Raw genomic sequence first — 16486 nt, forward strand, 5'->3', positions numbered from 1 at the left:
AGGGGCGAAAAAAAGGCAGCCGAAGCTGCCTTTTCTCTTGCGCGCTGGTCTTTGAATCAGACCGGCTTGACCAGCTTGGAGCGGGCCCAGGCGTCGGCGGCGCGGCCCGGGGTCGTGCCCTCGGCCTTGACGCGTTCCAGCAGCTCGGCGACGCGCTCGCCGATGCGGCTGACTTCGGCCATCACGGCCGACTCTTCGCCTTCATTGCGGTACTCGCGCGCCACACTGATGATGCCGCCGGCATTGACCAGGTAGTCGGGCAGGTAGCAGATGCCGCGCTGTTGCAGGGTGTCGCCATCTTCCACGGTGGCCAGCTGGTTGTTGGCGGCGCCGGCGATCAGCTGGGCACGGATGGTGGGGATGCTGCTGGCATTCAGCGATGCGCCCAGGGCGCAAGGCGCCAGCACGTCCACATCGGCCGAGAGGATGTCATGGATGCCCACGGCGGTGGCGCCCAGCTGCTCCTGCGCGCGGGCCACCTTGGCAGCGTCCACATCGGCCACCACCAGCTTGGCGCCGGCCTTGTGCAGGAACTCGGCCAGATGCCAGCCCACAGCGCCCAGGCCTTGCAGGGCCACGCGCACGCCGTCCAGCGAGCTGCGCTTCAGGTGCAGGCGCACGCCGGCTTCGATCGAGACGAACACGCCCCAGGCAGTCTTGGGGCTCGGGTCGCCACCGAAAGCGCCGGCACGCGGGATGCCGCTGACGAATTGCGTGTGGGCCTGCATGCCCAGCATGTCGGCCGTGGTGGTGCCCACGTCTTCAGCGGTGATGTAAGCGCCTTGCAGCGATTGCACGGCGCGGCCGAAGGCAGCGAACAGGGCGGGGCGGTCGAAATCACCGGCCGGCTTGATGATCACGGCCTTGCCGCCGCCGAAGGGCAGGTCGGCCAGGGCGTTCTTCAGGCTCATGCCTTGCGAGAGGCGCAGCGCGTCGTTCAGCGCGGCCAGCTCGTTGTCGTAGGTCCAGAAACGGCAGCCACCGAAGGCAGGGCCGCGCGCGGTGCTGTGCACGGCCAGGATGGCCTTGAGGCCGGTTTCGGCGTCGGCGGCCAGCAGCACGCGCTCATGCGGCTTTTGATCGGGCAGGCCGAACAGCGAAGAAGGGATGGAGGCGGCCGGAGCAGCGGCAATCGCGCGGGCGAGATCGTTCATGGTGGTAGGCACTCGTGATGCAGACAAAGTTCGCAGGGCCCACCGGACAAGCAGGCCCCAAAAAGAAGCGCTCGCTTGTGGCGAACGCAGCCGCACAGTGTACGTGCTGGCGCGATTCTGCCTTTTGCCCTTGCCGCCGGGCGGCGGTCAGACTTCGCGTTTTGTCGAGTGAGTGTTCTGGCTGATCAGACTCAAGCCGAGGCCTGGAAGCCGCCGCGGCGCAGGGTCAGCACCAAGGTGTCTCGGTGGCCATGTTCGGCCGTGGGCTGGATGGGCGTGGTTTCGTGGATCACGCGTTCGTCGTCCAGCAGCAGCAGGGTCCAGGGCTCGTTCATGGTGAAGCGCTGGCCTTGCGGGCCATGGGCCTCGAACACGCGCGACTCGCCGCCCTTGATGCCCTGGCGGTCGATCAGAAACACTGCCACGAAATCGACGCCGTCACGGTGCGCGCCTTCCGGTGTGGGGCGGCCGATGCCGTCGGTGGTGTCGATACGGAACTGGTGGGCCTCGATGAACCATGCCTGCTCACCCTTGAGCCGCGAGGCGATGCCGGCCAGGCCAAGTAGCAGCTGGCGCCAGGCGGGCAAGGCCACGGCGGCCTCGGCCATGGGCTCAAACCAGCGCTCGATGCCGCCGTGCAAGGCGTTGTAGTCCAGCGGCTGCCAGTGTGCGCGGTGTGGTGCTTGGGCCAACTGGCCCGCCTCGGCGACAAAGCAGCCATGGCGGCGGTAACGGTAGCGACCGCCGTCACGCAGATAAGCGTCGGTCGGCAGGTCGTTCCAGAAGGGGCTCAGCGCGGCCAGGTCCTGGGCCGAGAGCTGCAGGCAGTCCGGCAGGCTGGCGGGGGCCAGCACCGCGGCCCCCTGGCTGCGCAGCTGCGCTTCGAAGTCAGCGGCGGGAACGTAGGGGGGCGTGAACATCGCGGCGGGGTCTCAATCGATGCAGGGGTTCAAGATTGCTTGTCGGCTTCTGAGGTGAAGGAGTCGGCATAGAACTCCTCCGCCGGCAGGCCTGCTTTGGCCGTGAAATCGGCTCGTGCTGAGTCGACCATGATGGGCGCCCCGCAGGCATACACCTGGTGGCTGGACAGATCGGGCAGGTCGGCCAGCACCGCCTGGTGGACGAAGCCGCAGCGGCCGGTCCAGCCGTCCTCAGCTTTGGGCTCGGACAGCACCGGCACATAAGTCAGGTTCGGCATCTGGGCCGCGGCCTGCACGGCCCAATCATGCATGTAGAGATCGGCCTTGCTGCGGCAGCCCCAGTAGAGGACGGCCGGGCGGGTCGTGCCCAGGTGCTGCATGCGTTCGATGATGGCCTTGATCGGCGCAAAACCGGTGCCGCTGGCCAGCAGCACGATGGGCTTGTCGCTGTCCTCGCGCAGGAAGAAGCTGCCGAAGGGGCCTTCCATGCGCAGGATGTCTTTTTCCTTCATGCCGCTGAAGACATGGTCGGTGAACTTGCCGCCGGGCATGTGGCGGATGTGCAGTTCCACCGCGGCCGGTGTGCCCAGATTGTGCGGCGCGTTGGCCATGGAGTAGCTGCGACGGGCGCCGTCGCGCAGGATGAATTCGACGTACTGGCCGGCGTGGAACTGGAAGTTCTGCGTGGCCGGCAGCTGCAGGCGGATCACGGCCACATCGCCGCTGGGCTGGCTCATGCTCAGCACGCGGCTGGGCAGCTTGAGGACCGGGAACTCGCCGGCGCCGGGCACGGCGCGCGCTTCCAGCGTGCAGTCGGTTTGTGGCGTGGCGCAGCAGGTCAGCACCATGCCGGCGGCTTCTTCCTCGGGGGTGAGGGTCTTGGGCTGGTGGGCGCCGTGGATCACGCGGCCTTCCAGCAGGCGGCTCTTGCACGAGCCGCAAGCGCCGTCCTTGCAGCCGTAGGGCAGGCCGACGCCGGCGCGGATGGCGGCGCTGAGCATGGTTTCATCGCGTTCCACGGAGAAGACGCGGCCGCTGGGCTGGACGGTGACCTGGAAGTTCATGTTGGATGCGGGAGGGACAAGAGCTGAGGGATGCAAAGCGGCCGTCGGGCCAAAAAGCAAATTCGGCCCGGGAATGCCGGGCCGTACACTGTGCCGCCATTTTGCCTGAGCCGGATCCGATGTCCTTCAGCCTGCCTTCATTGCCCTCGGCCAAGCTCGGCCACCCTGCGCGCCGTCTGGGTCGACCGCGGCTCTTGATCGTGGGTTGTGGCGATGTCGGCATGCGGGTGCTGGGCTTGCTGGCCGGTCGTTGGCAGGTGCGGGCGCTGAGCTCCAGCCCTGAGCGATTTGCCAAGCTGCGCGCGGCGGGCGCCCAGCCGGTGCTGGGCAATCTGGATGAACCGGCGTCTTTGGCGGGTCTGGCCGGCTGGGCCGATGCCGTCCTGCATCTGGCGCCTCCGCAGGGCCATGGTGAGCGCGACCTGCGCACCTTGAATCTCTTGCGCGCGCTGGCCCGGCGCTCCAAGCCGGCGCATCTGGTCTATGCCAGCACCACGGGCGTCTACGGTGATTGCGGCGGCGCGCGCTTCGATGAGTCGCGCCCGGTGGCGCCGCGCAGCGATCGGGCGCGCCGGCGGGTCGATGCCGAGCGCTTGCTGCGCGGCTTCGGCCCGACCTTTGGCTGCCGGGTGACGATTCTGCGCGTGCCGGGCATCTACGCCGGTAACCGGGTCGGCGGCCATCCGCGTGAACGCCTGCAGCGTGGTGCGCCGGTGCTACGGCGCGAAGAGGATGTCTACACGAATCACATCCATGCCGACGATCTCGCGCGGGCTTGCTTGCGCGCGCTCTGGCGCGGGGCGCCGCAGCGGGTGCTTCATGTCTGCGACGACAGCGAGCTCTTGATGGGGGACTATTTCGACTTGGCGGCCGATCTCTGCGGCCTGAGGCGCCCGCCGCGCATCAGCCGCGAAGAGGCGCAGAGCCAGATGTCGGCCATGCAGCTGAGCTTCATGAGCGAATCACGCCGCCTGAGCAACCGCCGGTTGAAGACCGAGCTGGGTTTGAAGCTGCGCTACCCGCGACCCGAGGACGGCCTGCTGGCCTGAGCGCGATTCTTCCGTCAGCGCCGGCGTGCCGTGCGCCAGTAGCGGATCAAGAGGTAGGCGCCCAGCATGCCGCCCAGATGGGCGAAGTGGGCCACGCCGCTGTTGTTGTTCAGGCCCAGCAGCAACTCCAGCGTGCCGAAGATGGCGACGAAGTACTTGGCCTTCATCGGGATGGGTGGGAACAAAGGCACGATGATGCGGTCAGGGAACAGCATGCCAAAGGACAGCAGCAGACCGAACAGCGCGCCCGAGGCCCCCACGGTCGGCGCCATCGATCCCATCAAAAAAGTGACGATCAGCTGCACCAGGGCGGCGCTGATGGTGCTGGCGACCAGGATCTGGGTGTAGCGCTTGGCGCCCCAGACTCGCTCCAACTCGGAGCCGAACATCCACAGGCCCAGCATATTGAAGAAGAGGTGGAACTCGCCGCCATGCAAGAAGGCGTAGCTCAGGGGCTGCCATGGCATGAAGCGCCCCGACTCCAGAGGCCAGAGTTCGAACGGGACCTGCAGGCCCGGCACCAGATAGAACAAACAGTACAGGCCCACGCAGGCCAGCATGAAGGCTTTGGTAACCGAAGGGATCGGGGGCATGGGCTCGGGGGGGTTGGGGTGGGCCGGGCAGGGCGCTTCTTACTTCTTTTTCGGCCCCTGCGTCGGGCGAAGTGTAAGCGCAGCGGCCAGGCTCGGCGGCGGTGATCTCGACGTTACGTGCCGCCACAAGTGGTGAGATGCGCGACGTAGTTGGCATTCATGGCCGCGGAGACTGCGCCGCGTGCTTGCCCGCTCGCTTCAGCCGGACGCAAAAAAGCCACCTCGGGGGTGGCTTGATGCGTAGCGTGCTGCAGTGAAACTGCGCAACGCTTTCAGCTCTGATCTATCTGCGACCCTAGTTTTACCTATGGTGCCCGAGGCCGGACTCGAACCGGCACACCTTGCGGCGGGGGATTTTGAGTCCCCTGCGTCTACCGATTCCGCCACCCGGGCCGGGATCGCAGTAGTGTCGCTGCTGAAGCCCACGATTATGCCACGTTTTTAGAGTCGTGCAAAACATGCCCAGCGATTGGCTGCGAGAATATTGCTCATGAGCAGCCCCAACCCCCATTCGCAGCGCAAGCATTACCCCAGCCTGGAAGACCTGATCGGCAACACGCCCCTGGTCCGCCTGCAGCGTTTGCTGACGCCTGAACTGGCCGCGCGCGGCAACGTCATCCTGGGCAAGCTGGAGGGCAACAACCCGGCCGGCTCGGTCAAGGACCGGCCTGCCATCAGCATGATCCGGCGCGCCGAGGAGCGCGGCGAGGTCAAGCCCGGTGACACCTTGATCGAGGCCACCTCGGGCAACACCGGCATTGCCCTGGCCATGGCCGCGGCCATCCGCGGTTACCGCATGGTGCTGATCATGCCGGAGGACCTGTCCATCGAGCGAGCCCAGACCATGAAGGCCTTCGGTGCCGAGCTGATCCTGACGCCGCGTTCCGGCGGCATGGAATACGCCCGCGATTTGGCCGAGCAGATGCAGCGCGATGGCAAGGGCCGGGTGCTCGACCAGTTCGCCAACGGCGACAACCCGCGCGTGCACTACGAGACCACGGGCCCGGAGATCTGGCGCGACACCGAAGGCCAGATCACCCATTTCGTCAGTGCCATGGGCACGACCGGCACCATCACCGGCACTTCGCGCTACCTGAAAGAGCAGAACCCGGCCGTGCGCATCATCGGCGCCCAGCCCTCTGAAGGTTCGCGCATTCCTGGCATCCGCAAGTGGCCCGAGGCTTATCTGCCCAAGATTTACCGGCCCGAAGCGGTGGACGAGCTGATGCTGGTCAGCCAGGCCGATGCCGAGGACATGGCGCGCCGCCTGGCCAGCCAGGAAGGGCTGTTTGCCGGTATCTCCGCGGCCGGCGCCTGCTGGGTGGCGCTGCAACTGGCCCGCACGTTGGAGAGCGCGACCATTGTCTTCATCGTCTGCGACCGTGGCGACCGCTATCTGTCCACGGGCGTGTTCCCGGCATGAGTCAGGAAACCGCAGCGCCGTTTCGTTTCTGCCCGCTGTGCGCGGCAGGGCTGGAGATGCGCAGCGAGTTGGAAGACAGCGGCCCGACCACACGGCTGCGCTGCAGCGCCTGCAGCTTCACCCACTGGAACAATCCAACGCCGGTGCTGGCCGCGGTGGTGGAGTGCGTGGACCGCGAGGGTCAGGTCTTGCTGGCCCGCAATGCCGCCTGGACCGAGCGCTTCTTCGGCCTGATCACCGGCTTCATGGAGGCCGGCGAGTCGCCCGAGGCCGGTGTCAGCCGTGAAGTGCTGGAAGAAACCGGTTTACGCGTCGAGGGCTTGAGCCTCCTGGGCGTCTGGGACTTCCAGCGCAAGAACCAGCTCATCATTGCCTACCATGTGCGTGTCAGTGGCGAGATCAGGCTCTCGCCCGAATTGGCCGAGTACAAGCTGATCGCGCCCGAGCGCCTGCGCTGCTGGCGCGGCGGCACGGGCCAGGCCTTGGCGACCTGGGTACGCAGCAAGGGCCTGGAGCCGCAGTGGATGGACTGAGTGGCCTGCAACAGGGGGCAAGCCCGGGTGCAGATCTGCGCCTGGGCGAGGCGCTCGCCACCTAAAATGCAGCGCAAACGAGGATCTCCATGGACGCCCACAAAGAAATCGACACCCGCGGCCTGAACTGCCCCCTGCCCATCCTCAAGGCCAAGAAAGCCCTGGCCGAGATGGAGAGCGGCCAGCTGCTCAAAGTGGTGGCCACTGACCCCGGTTCCATGCGTGACTTTCAGGCCTTTGCCCGCCAGACCGGCAATGAGCTGGTGCAGCAAAGCAGCCAGGGCGAGGAATACATCCACGTGCTCAAGCGTCGCTGAGCGAGCCGCCGAGGCCAGCGCGCCCGGCCTCAGTTGCGAGCGTGGGTCACCCGGTATTCGCTGACGCCGGGAATCTCCATCACATGGTTGGCGAAGCGGGTCAAAGTTTCGCCGCGGAAGTTGCGCCGGGCGGTGCAGACAAAGCGCCATTCTTCGCACTGGGCACTGGATTCGATGCTCAGCGAGCCCGGCGCGAAGCGAAAGCCCAGGCGGTCGGCAAACTCGGCCAGCTCGGCCTGCTGAAACAGGCGCCCGGGCTCGCCGCGCAGCATCACGGCAATGGCCGGGTGTGATGGCAGTTGGCTCTCCAGCTTGGCGCCCCACATCATCAAGCTGGCGCAGAGCAGGGTCAGCATGATGGCGGCGAAGTAGAAGCCCATGCCGACCAAAATGCCGATCGACGAGGCTGACCACAAGGAGGCGGCCGTGGTCAGGCCGCTGATGTTCATGCCTTCCCGCATGATCACGCCGGCGCACAGGAAACCGATGCCAGTGACCACGCCCTGGATCACCCGCGTCGGGTCGGAGGAAGGCGGCAGCACCGCGCCGGCCTGCAGGCCGCCGAACCATTGTTGCGGGTAGGCCAGCAGGATGATGACCGCGGTCGAGGCCATGCAGACCAGGGCATAGGTGCGCATGCCCGCCGCGCGGCCATGGTAGGCCCGCTCGTAGCCAAGAACCAGGCCCAGAATCATGGCGCCCAGCAGGTGCAGCAGCATCAGCACATTGGCTTGCCACTGGGTGGCGGTCCAGTAGCGCAGCAGGTGGTCGAGGTCGAGCAAGCTCATCGGCGTTCTCCGCAATCGGTCTCTGAAAAGCCGGACTCCCTCGCGCGATACTAGTCCTGTGTCTACGGGCTTCGGCCAAGAAAAAAGGTCCCGCAGGACCTTTTTGCTAGCAGCGTGGTGTGGCTCAGACAGCCAGCAGCTCCACCTGGAACAGCAGGGTGGCATTGGGGGGGATCACGCCGCCGGCGCCGCGCGCACCGTAGCCCAGCTCGGCCGGGATCACCAGCATGCGGGTGCCACCGACCTTCATGCCTTGCACACCTTCGTCCCAGCCGCGAATCACTTCGCCGCCGGCCAGGTGGAAGCGGAACGGATCGCCGCGGTCCTTGCTGGAATCGAATTTCTTGCCCTTGTTGCCGTTCTTGTAGAGCCAGCCGGTGTAGTGCACGGTGACGCGCTGGCCGGCCTTGGCCTCGGCGCCGTCGCCGACCACGGTGTCCTCGAACTGCAGTCCGCTGGGCAGGCTGCTCAGCTTCAACTCGATGGCTTCATCACCACCGGCCAGGGCCAGCAGTTCGACTTCAAACATCAGGGTGGCGTTGGGCGGAATCACGCCGCCGGCGCCGCGTGCGCCATAGCCCAGCTCGGCCGGGATCACCAGCACGCGCGTGCCGCCGATCTTCATGCCTTGCACGCCTTCGTCCCAGCCGCGGATCACCATGCCGCCGTCCAGTTCGAACTTGAAGGGGTCGCGACGGTCCTTGCTGGAGTCGAACTTGGCGCCCTTGCTCCAGTTGCCGTCGGCGTCCTTGTTGTAGAGCCAGCCGGTGTAATGGACGGTCACGTCATGGCCGGACTTGGCGACGGCGCCTTCGCCGACCACGGTGTCTTCAAACTGCAGGCCGCTGGGGGTGGTGTTCATGGATGGTTCCTTCAAAAAGCGCAAGTCGCCAGAGGGGGACGAAGAGGCCGGCATCATGCCATCAAAAGCCGCCAAGCTTGTACGGCGCTCGCCAGCCACTCGCCTGTGCTCGTTCCGGGCAAGTCCGGCGGCAGGCTCAGGCTCATGGCGGCGCTGCGCAGGGCCAGGACGGGATCGTCCAGCTGCAGCGCCGCGGCACCGTTCTGCTTGGACAGCTTCTCGCCATTGGCACCCAGCACCAGAGGCGTGTGCAGATAGCGCGGCGTGGGCAGGCCCAGCAGTTGCTGCAGGCGGATCTGGCGCGGCGTGTTGTCGGCCAGGTCTTCGCCGCGCACCACATCGCTGATGCCTTGCTCGGCATCATCGACCACCACCGCCAGCTGATAGGCCCAGAGCCCGTCGGCGCGGCGCAGCACATAGTCGCCCACGGCCAGGGTCAGGTCTTGCGTCTGGGTGCCCAGGCGGCGGTCTTGCCAGGTGATCTGAACATGGCTTTGGTCCCGCGGCCCGGCGCTGCTGCGCAGGCGCCATGCGCGCGGCGCCCGGCCCTGGGTGCCCGCGCGGCAGGTGCCGGGGTAGACCAGCTCGCCATGGCGTTCGGGTGCGCCGCCCTGGGCCAGCAGCGCTTCAGCGATCTCTTTGCGTGAGCAGGCGCAGCCATAGGCCCAGCCCAGGGCCTGCAGGCGCTCCAGCGCAGCTTGGTAGAGGCTGCCGCGTTGCGATTGCCAGAGCGGCGGCGCGTCGGGCAGCAGGCCGCAGCGGGCCAGTTGCTCCAAGATGAGTTGGTCGGCGCCCGGTGGGCAGCGCGGGCCGTCCACATCCTCGATGCGGATCAGCCAGCGGCCCTTGTGGGCGCGTGCGTCCAGCCAGCTGGCCAGGGCAGCGACCAGGGATCCGGCATGCAGTGGGCCGGTGGGTGAGGGCGCGAAGCGGCCGGTGTAAGCGGGCCGAGCGAGGCTTGCCGGCATCAGAGCAGCAGCCCCTCGTGCTGTTCCAGCAGGGCGCGTCGGGTGGCCGGGCTCTGCAACTGGCTCAACCACCAGGCCAGGGCGCGCGCCGGCGGCTGGCCGTTGTCGCGCCAAGCGTAGTGCATGGGCACGATACGCGGCTCTTGGTCGGTCGGCTTGTGCACCAGGCGGCCGGCTTCCAGCTGTCGGCGCACCATGGGTGTCGGCAGGGAGCCGCAGCCCAGACCGCGCATCATTGCTTCCAGCTTGGCCGCCATCGTGGGCATGGTCAGCACCTCCTGGCCCGGCTGCACGCCGACCGTGCGCGGCGCCAGGCTGCGTGCGGTGTCGGCCACGGCGATGATGCGGTGCTCGGCGATTTGCGCCGTGGTCAGCGGCGCAGTCGCCGAAGCCAGGGCATGGTGGGGGGCGACGCAGAGAATCATCTCCATTTGCCCCAGCAACTCGCACTTGAATCCGGCGCTGGGCGGTTGGGTCGAGGTGCCGATGGCCAGGTCCGCCTGGCCCGACATCAGTGCCTCCCAGGTGCCCACCATCACTTCCACTCGCAGCTTGAGCCGCGTCGGCGGCGCCTGGCCGGCGTCGTCGCGCAGCTGGTAGAAGGCCTCCATCAGGTCGAAGATGGCGCGGCGGGCGATGGCATCGTCGATGGCTATCGTCAGCTCGCTTTCCCAGCCGGTGGCAATGCGACGCACCCGGTTGGCCACGGCGTCCATTTCCTGCAGGAGGCGCCGGCCTTCGAGCAGCAGCTCTTGGCCGGCGGCGGTCAGCTCGGCCTGGCGGCTGCGGCGGTCGAAGAGCAGCACATCGAGTGCCTCTTCGAGCTGGCGCACGCTGTAGGTCAGGGCCGAGGGCACGCGGCCCATCTCTCGGGCTGCGGCGGCGAAGCTGCCGGTGCGGGCGATGGTATCCATCATGGACAGGGCCTCGGGGGTCAGGGCGCGGCGCTTGTCGAGGTGTTGAGGCATGGCTTCATCTTATTTGAATGATGGCTTCAAGCGGCCAGCGCCAAGCCCGAGGTCAAGGCTTCTACAGTTCATCCATGCCGCGCCGATGGCGCGCTCACACAGGAGATGGACATGCTGGAACTGATCAAATCGTCTGAACGTGGCTTTGCCGATCACGGCTGGCTGAAGTCTTTCCACAGCTTCTCTTTCGCCGATTACCACGACCCGCGCCGCATGGGCTTTGGCGATCTGCGCGTGATCAACGAGGACCGCATTGCGGCCGGCACCGGCTTCGGTACCCACGGTCACCGCGACATGGAAATCATCAGCTATGTGCTGGAGGGCGAGCTGGCTCACCAGGACAGCATGGGCAATGGCGCGGCCGGTGGCGGCGGCCATGACGGCGTGATCCGCCCCGGCGATGTGCAGCGCATGAGCGCCGGCAGCGGCGTGCGCCACAGCGAGTTCAACCATGCCGAGGGTCAGACCACGCATTTCCTGCAGATCTGGATCCAGCCCAATCAGCGTGGCGTGCAGCCGAGTTACGAGCAGCGGCATTTTGCGTCTGAAGAAAAGCGTGGTCGCCTGCGTCTGGTGGCCTCGGGCGAAGCCGGCGCGGATGCGGTTTACATCCATGCCGATGCCAAGCTCTACGCGGGCCTGTTTGACGGTGCCGAGCAGTCGGAACTGCCGCTGGCGGCCGGACGAATTGCCTATGTGCACCTGGTGCGCGGCAGCTTGGTGGTCAACGGACAGGCCCTGCAAGGCGGCGATGCCCTGCAGCTGCGCGGTGAAAGTGCCGTGCGACTGGAGGCTGGACAGGATGCCGAGTTGCTGGTGTTTGATCTGATCGCCTGAGCATTTCCTGCGATCGGGCGGAGCCACTAGCTCTACAGTTGAGACCATGACAAGTCTGTTTTCGGCCCTCTCTTTGCTGCCACTGTTGGACTGGGCGGCGCTGCTGCTGTTTTTTGGCGCCTGGCTTGGCTACGCGGTGTTCGCCCGGCGCCAGTCTCAGTTCAGCGGCTCCTTGCTGGCCGCCACCAACCGCGAGCGCACGCGCTGGATGATGCAGGTCACCTACCGCGAGGTGCGGGTGATCGATGGGGTGGTGGTGCAGAACCTGTCCACCAGCCCGTCTTTCTTTGCCTCGACCACCATCCTGATCATCGGTGGCTTGCTGGCTGTGCTGGGCGCGGGCGACAAGGCCACTGAGCTGGTTCGCGATCTGCCCTTTGCCGCCCGCACTTCGAACCTGGTGTTCGAGATGAAGCTGGTGCTGCTGACGGCGATTTTTGTCTACGCTTTCTTCCGCTTCACCTGGAGCATGCGTCAGTACACTTTTGGCGCCTTGCTGGTGGGCTCGGCGCCGGCCGCCGAGCAGTTCGAGAGCGGCGAGCTCTCGCGTGAAGCCTTTGCCAAGCGCGCCGGCCGCGTCATGGGCCTGGCGGCCGAAACCTTCAACGACGGTCTGCGCGCCTACTACCTGAGCTTCGCCGCCATCGCCTGGTTCTTCTCGCCGCTGGCCTTGATGGGTTCGACGCTGGGCGTGATCTATGTGCTTTACCAGCGCGAGTTCCACTCGGACGTGCTGGAAGTCCTGCGCGATGAGCAGGTGCCGGGCGAATGAGCGCCCCGGGCTTACCGACTTACTTCAAGCCGCCGCTGAGGAACTGCTGCAGGCGGGGGCTGTTGGGCTTGCTCAGCACCTCGCGCGGATGGCCTTCTTCCTCGACCTTGCCCTGGTGCAGGAACAAGGTGTAGTTGGACACCTCGCGGGCAAAACCCATCTCGTGGGTGACGACGATCATGGTGCGCCCTTCGGCCGCCAGGTCGCGCATGACCTTGAGCACCTCGCCGACCAGCTCCGGATCCAAGGCCGAGGTGGGCTCGTCAAACAGCATCACCTCGGGCTCGACCGCCAAGGCGCGGGCGATGGCCACGCGTTGCTGCTCGCCGCCCGAGAGCTGGGCCGGGTAGACATCCTTGCGGTGCGAGACACCGACGCGGGCCAGCAAGGCCTCGGCCTTGGCAATCGCTTCGGCCTTGGGCACGCCCAGCACATGGACGGGTGCTTCGATCACGTTTTCCAGCACCGTGCGGTGGGCCCAGAGGTTGAAGTTCTGGAACACCATGGCCAGGCGGGCGCGCCAGAGCTGCAGCTGCTTGGCATCCGCCGCCTTGAGGCTGCCGTCGCGGTCGCGCACCAGCTTGAGCTCTTCACCGCGCAGGGACAGGCGGCCCTCATAGGGTTGTTCCAGCAGGTTCAGGCAACGCAGAAAGGTGCTCTTGCCGGACCCGGAGGACCCAATCAGGGTGATCACATCGCCCTTCTTGGCGGACAGGGACACGCCCTTCAGCACCTCGCGTTCGCCGTAGCGCTTGTGCAGGTTCTCGACGATCAGGCTGGCGGGCTGGGTTTCTGGCACGGTGGACATCTCGGACAGCTTCTTGGTTTTCTTATCTTCGAACTCAGGCGCCCAGCAGCTTGCCGGTGCGCAAGGCTTGCAGGCCGGCCACTTTGCCGACCTTCATACCGGCCGGTGCGAAGCGCACAAAGTCGCGCGCGAAGAACAGGCCGTCGACAGGGCTCTTGAGCTCGGTCACGGCATTGCTGATCGGGTCGATCACATGGGCCAGCACATCGCCAGCCGCCACGGTCTCGCCGGGCTGGCGCAGGAAGGTCAGCACGCCGGCCACCGGCGCCTTGATCGGCATGCAACCGGCCAGTGGGCGGGCGTCGCCGACGGCCTCGGGCAGGGCCGGCGCCTCACCGCTGATGAGGCCGCGGTAGATCAGGAAGTCGATGATGTTCTGGGCATCGGCCTCGGCCAGCGCGTGTTCGACATCGGCAGCGCCGCGCAACTCGACCGTCACGGACATGCAGGCCTGCTGGATCGGGAACTTGCCTTCGAAGCGTTTGGCCCATTTCCACCAGGTCTGCGAGCAGGCTTCGTCAAACGGCGAGTCGCCGCTTTCCTGGGCCAGCAGGGTGACGCGCGAGCCGATGAAACGAGCCAGCACCTCGCACTCGGGCCAGCAGGGCGTCTCGGTGTAGAGGTGCATCACGGCTTGGGCATCGCAGTGCAGGTCGAGCACGATGTCGGCATCGCAGCTCAGGCTCATCAGGGTGCGACGCAGGGCTTGCAGCTCCGTGTCCACTGGGGCGGCGGCCACGGCCTTCTTCAGCTCGCGACGCAGCACGCGGGTGTTGTGGTCGGCGTCCTGGTTCAGCTCGCCTTCCGCGGCCAGGGCCGAGGCCTCGATCTGGTCGGGATAGTGGCGGTTGAAGTTCTCACCCGTCGTGGTCTCGAAGCGGCCCATATGCATGTACAGCATCTGCTGCGACAAGCCGATGGGGTTGGCCATGGGCACCAGGATCACTTCGCCCGTGATGCGGCCGGCGGCTTGCAGCGCATCGAGCTTCTTACGCAGGTGGTGGGCCACCAGCATGCCGGGCAACTCATCCGCGTGCAGCGAGGCCTGGATGTAGGCCTTCTGGCCGATGCGATCGCCGGCCGGCTGGCCGTAGTGCAGCGAGATCAGTTCGCGCTGGGTGCCCGGGGCCGGGGAAATCAAGGGGTGGGTCTGGATCTGCATGGGAGGACAGTGTCGGGTTCGGGTTTCAGCGCGGCATCAAGGGCTTGAGCCAGCGTGCCTCGGCCTTGTGGAACAGGGCCACCAGGCTCAGGGTCATCAGGAAGTAGAAGACCGCGGCGGTGATGAAGGCCTCGAAGGGGATGTAGTAGGTCGAGTTGACCTGACGGGCCGCGCCGGTCAGGTCCATGATGGTGACGATGCTGGCCAGCGAGGTGCCGTGCAGCATGAAGATCGCTTCATTGCTGTAGGCCGGCAGGGAGCGGCGCAGGGCCGAGGGCAGGACGATGCGGCGGAACATCACCCAGCGGCTCATGCCCAGGGACTTGGCGGCTTCGATTTCACCGGCGGGCAGGGCGCGGATGCTGCCTGCGATGATTTCGGTGGTGTAAGCGCCGGTGTTGAGCACAAAGCTCAGGCAAGCGCAGAACCAGGCCGAGCTCAGCCAGGGCCAGGCAAAGCTCTCGCGCACGGCCTCGAACTGAGCCAGGCCGTAATAGATCAGGAACAGCTGCACCAGCATGGGGGTGCCGCGGAATACATAGGTGTAGACCCAGATCACACGCGAGATCCAGCTGCCGCGCAGGCTGCGCAGCACGCCCAGGGGCACGGCGATCAGCAGGCCCAGCAGCAGTGAAATCACCAGCAGCTCAAAGGTGGCCAGGGCACCGCTCAAATACAGCGGCAGGTTTTCTTGAATCGCTTCCAGGTTCACAGCGTCCCCTTGCGCACACCGATGGAGAAGCGCTTTTCCAGCCAGTTGAAGATCAGCTCCGACACGCTGGTGAAACTCAGGTAGATCAGGGCCACGGCCAGGTAGAAGACGAAGGGCTCGCGGGTCGAGCCGGCGGCTTGCTGGCCGCGCGTCATCAGGTCGGACAGGCCGATCACCGAGACGATGGCGGTGCTCTTGATCAGCACCAGCCAGTTGTTGGACAGGCCCGGCAGGGCATGGCGGAACATCTGCGGCAGGGTGATGCGCCAGGCGATTTGCCAGCCGCTCAGGCCGAAGGCCAGGCCGGCCTCGCGCTGCCCTGGCGGCACGGCCAGGAAGGCGCCGCGGAAGGCCTCGGTCAGGTAGGCACCGAAGATGAAGCCGATGGTCAGCACCCCGGCGACATAGGGGTTGATGTCGATGTATTCCTCATGGCCCAGCCTGAGGGCGATCTCGTTCACCGCCACTTGGCCGCCATAGAAGATCAGCAGCATCAGTACCAGATCGGGCACGCCGCGGATCAGCGTGGTGTAGAGATAGGCCAGACCGCGTGCAAAGCGCAACTTGGAGAGCTTGGCGATGGCGCCGAGCAAACCCAGGGCCATGGCCATCGCCAAAGAGGCCAGGGCCACGCTCAGCGTGACCCCGGCTCCCTCCAGCAGGCTGTTCAGAAAGCCATGCAGGAACATCGAAAACGTCGCTTTTACTTCTGACTTACTTCTTGGGGGCGATGTCGTACGCGAAGTACTTGTCGTTCAGCTTCTTGAAGGTGCCGTTGGCGGCGACCGCAGCAATCGCGTCATTGAACTTCTTGCCCAGTGAGGCGGCATCGGCCTTGCGCATACCCACGCCGGAGCCCACACCGAAGTACTTGACATCGTCATAGCTCGGGCCAACGAAGGCGAAACCCTTGCCTTCGGGCTTGGCCAGGAAGCCTTGGTCGATGGCGACCAGGTCAGCCAGGGTCAGGTCGATGCGGCCCGACTTCAGGTCCAGGAAGGCCTGATCCTGGGTGGCGTAGCGCACGATCTGGCTTTGCTTGAAGGTGGCGTCCACGAATTTTTCATGGATGGTGGCGCGCTGCACGCCGATTTTCTTGCCCTTGAGGCCAGCCGGCGAGACGTCCAGCTTGGCATCGGCCTTGGCGGCAAAGCGGGCCGGGGTGTTGTAGTAGGCATTGGAGAAGGCGATGGCCTTCTTGCGCTCGTCGGTGATGGAGACGGAGGCGATGATGGCGTCGACCTTGCGCGCTTGCAGGGCCGGGATCAGACCGTCAAAGTCCTGCTGCACCAAGGTGCACTCGGCCTTGATTTCGGCGCAATAGGCCATGGCCAGGTCGATCTCGAAGCCCTTGAGCTTGCCATCGGAACCAACTTCGGAGAAGGGCGGGTAGGCGCCTTCCACACCGATGCGGATCTTTTTCCATTCCGGGGCTTGAGCCTGGGCGGCGAAAGAACCGCAAGCCAGGGCGACAAAGGTGCTCAGGACAATCAGATGACGTTTTTGCATGGCCTCTCCAGAGGGGTCAAAAAAGGAAGGGTTGATCTTGCATTGCT

19 protein-coding genes, 1 tRNA gene and 1 pseudogene are annotated in these 16486 nt (G+C 66.0%); 6 read left to right on the forward strand and 15 right to left on the reverse strand.

The window, feature by feature from the left end; all coding sequences use genetic code 11:
• Positions 1–56: 56 nt before the first annotated feature.
• The 3 genes from LNV28_RS20405 to LNV28_RS20415 form a co-directional block, all read right to left on the reverse strand.
• Positions 57–1154 (reverse strand): Leu/Phe/Val dehydrogenase, encoded by a 1098-nt coding sequence (locus LNV28_RS20405; protein WP_263520425.1) that lies wholly within the window; start codon positions 1152–1154, stop codon positions 57–59.
• Positions 1155–1345: 191 nt separating this feature from the next.
• Complete coding sequence (locus tag LNV28_RS20410) at positions 1346–2074, reverse strand: 2OG-Fe dioxygenase family protein (RefSeq protein ID WP_263520426.1); 729 nt, start codon at positions 2072–2074, stop codon at positions 1346–1348.
• A 29-nt stretch (positions 2075–2103) separates the two neighbouring features.
• Positions 2104–3138 (reverse strand): CDP-6-deoxy-delta-3,4-glucoseen reductase, encoded by a 1035-nt coding sequence (locus tag LNV28_RS20415; RefSeq protein WP_263520427.1) that lies wholly within the window; start codon positions 3136–3138, stop codon positions 2104–2106.
• Between the two features lie 119 nt (positions 3139–3257).
• Between LNV28_RS20415 and LNV28_RS20420 the strand changes: the two genes are divergently transcribed.
• Complete coding sequence (locus tag LNV28_RS20420) at positions 3258–4187, forward strand: SDR family oxidoreductase (RefSeq protein ID WP_263520428.1); 930 nt, start codon at positions 3258–3260, stop codon at positions 4185–4187.
• A gap of 14 nt (positions 4188–4201) precedes the next feature.
• Here the strand turns inward: LNV28_RS20420 and LNV28_RS20425 are convergent, their stop codons facing one another.
• Together LNV28_RS20425 and LNV28_RS20430 are read right to left on the reverse strand one after the other, a co-directional pair.
• Positions 4202–4780, reverse strand: a complete 579-nt coding sequence (locus LNV28_RS20425; RefSeq protein ID WP_263520429.1) for a rhomboid family intramembrane serine protease — start codon at positions 4778–4780, stop codon at positions 4202–4204.
• A 308-nt stretch (positions 4781–5088) separates the two neighbouring features.
• Positions 5089–5173: transfer RNA gene (locus LNV28_RS20430), tRNA-Leu, on the reverse strand.
• A 97-nt stretch (positions 5174–5270) separates the two neighbouring features.
• Between LNV28_RS20430 and cysM the strand changes: the two genes are divergently transcribed.
• The 3 genes from cysM to LNV28_RS20445 all read left to right on the forward strand — a co-directional run bounded on the left by cysM (position 5271) and on the right by LNV28_RS20445 (position 7053).
• The gene (gene cysM / locus LNV28_RS20435; protein ID WP_263520430.1) at positions 5271–6203 is read left to right on the forward strand and encodes a cysteine synthase CysM; all 933 of its coding nucleotides are present in this window, start codon (positions 5271–5273) and stop codon (positions 6201–6203) included.
• On the forward strand, positions 6200–6736 hold the full coding sequence (locus tag LNV28_RS20440; protein WP_263520431.1) for an NUDIX domain-containing protein: 537 nt from the start codon (positions 6200–6202) through the stop codon (positions 6734–6736). The genes cysM and LNV28_RS20440 overlap by 4 nt, the downstream gene beginning before the upstream one ends.
• 89 nt (positions 6737–6825) lie before the next feature.
• Complete coding sequence (locus LNV28_RS20445; protein WP_102767028.1) at positions 6826–7053, forward strand: sulfurtransferase TusA family protein; 228 nt, start codon at positions 6826–6828, stop codon at positions 7051–7053.
• Between the two features lie 29 nt (positions 7054–7082).
• On the opposite strand, the gene LNV28_RS20450 is transcribed toward LNV28_RS20445, so the two are convergent.
• From LNV28_RS20450 to LNV28_RS20470, 5 genes and pseudogenes are all read right to left on the reverse strand, one after another.
• Positions 7083–7841 carry an MgtC/SapB family protein gene (locus LNV28_RS20450; RefSeq protein WP_263520432.1) on the reverse strand — a complete coding sequence of 253 codons (759 nt, stop codon included), beginning with the start codon at positions 7839–7841 and terminating at the stop codon, positions 7083–7085.
• A 124-nt stretch (positions 7842–7965) separates the two neighbouring features.
• The gene (locus LNV28_RS20455; RefSeq protein ID WP_263520503.1) at positions 7966–8313 is read right to left on the reverse strand and encodes an FKBP-type peptidyl-prolyl cis-trans isomerase; all 348 of its coding nucleotides are present in this window, start codon (positions 8311–8313) and stop codon (positions 7966–7968) included.
• A 30-nt stretch (positions 8314–8343) separates the two neighbouring features.
• Positions 8344–8703, reverse strand: a pseudogene (locus LNV28_RS20460) (FKBP-type peptidyl-prolyl cis-trans isomerase); the annotation flags it as partial.
• Between the two features lie 53 nt (positions 8704–8756).
• Positions 8757–9671 carry a tRNA glutamyl-Q(34) synthetase GluQRS gene (gluQRS, locus tag LNV28_RS20465; RefSeq protein ID WP_263520433.1) on the reverse strand — a complete coding sequence of 305 codons (915 nt, stop codon included), beginning with the start codon at positions 9669–9671 and terminating at the stop codon, positions 8757–8759.
• Positions 9671–10639 carry a LysR family transcriptional regulator gene (locus LNV28_RS20470; protein ID WP_263520434.1) on the reverse strand — a complete coding sequence of 323 codons (969 nt, stop codon included), beginning with the start codon at positions 10637–10639 and terminating at the stop codon, positions 9671–9673. The genes gluQRS and LNV28_RS20470 overlap by 1 nt, the downstream gene beginning before the upstream one ends.
• A 111-nt stretch (positions 10640–10750) precedes the next feature.
• On the opposite strand from LNV28_RS20470, the gene LNV28_RS20475 reads away from it, so the two are divergent.
• Positions 10751–11476, forward strand: a complete 726-nt coding sequence (locus LNV28_RS20475; RefSeq protein ID WP_263520435.1) for a pirin family protein — start codon at positions 10751–10753, stop codon at positions 11474–11476.
• A gap of 46 nt (positions 11477–11522) precedes the next feature.
• Positions 11523–12248 (forward strand): DUF599 domain-containing protein, encoded by a 726-nt coding sequence (locus LNV28_RS20480; RefSeq protein ID WP_263520436.1) that lies wholly within the window; start codon positions 11523–11525, stop codon positions 12246–12248.
• A 19-nt stretch (positions 12249–12267) separates the two neighbouring features.
• Here the strand turns inward: LNV28_RS20480 and LNV28_RS20485 are convergent, their stop codons facing one another.
• The 5 genes from LNV28_RS20485 to LNV28_RS20505 are packed head-to-tail and all read right to left on the reverse strand — an operon-like array spanning position 12268 to position 16439.
• Complete coding sequence (locus tag LNV28_RS20485; protein WP_263520437.1) at positions 12268–13056, reverse strand: ABC transporter ATP-binding protein; 789 nt, start codon at positions 13054–13056, stop codon at positions 12268–12270.
• A 34-nt stretch (positions 13057–13090) separates the two neighbouring features.
• On the reverse strand, positions 13091–14218 hold the full coding sequence (locus LNV28_RS20490) for a succinylglutamate desuccinylase/aspartoacylase family protein (RefSeq protein ID WP_263520438.1): 1128 nt from the start codon (positions 14216–14218) through the stop codon (positions 13091–13093).
• Between the two features lie 25 nt (positions 14219–14243).
• The gene (locus LNV28_RS20495) at positions 14244–14930 is read right to left on the reverse strand and encodes an ABC transporter permease (RefSeq protein WP_263520439.1); all 687 of its coding nucleotides are present in this window, start codon (positions 14928–14930) and stop codon (positions 14244–14246) included.
• Entirely contained in the window at positions 14927–15619 is a 693-nt protein-coding gene (locus LNV28_RS20500; protein ID WP_263520440.1) for an ABC transporter permease, read from the reverse strand. The genes LNV28_RS20495 and LNV28_RS20500 overlap by 4 nt, the downstream gene beginning before the upstream one ends.
• A 25-nt stretch (positions 15620–15644) precedes the next feature.
• A complete protein-coding gene (locus LNV28_RS20505) occupies positions 15645–16439 on the reverse strand; it encodes an ABC transporter substrate-binding protein (protein WP_263520441.1) in 795 nt (264 codons plus the stop codon).
• Positions 16440–16486 lie beyond the last annotated feature (47 nt).

Source organism: Paucibacter sp. DJ2R-2 (assembly GCF_025717675.1).
GTDB lineage: Bacteria > Pseudomonadota > Gammaproteobacteria > Burkholderiales > Burkholderiaceae_C > Paucibacter_A.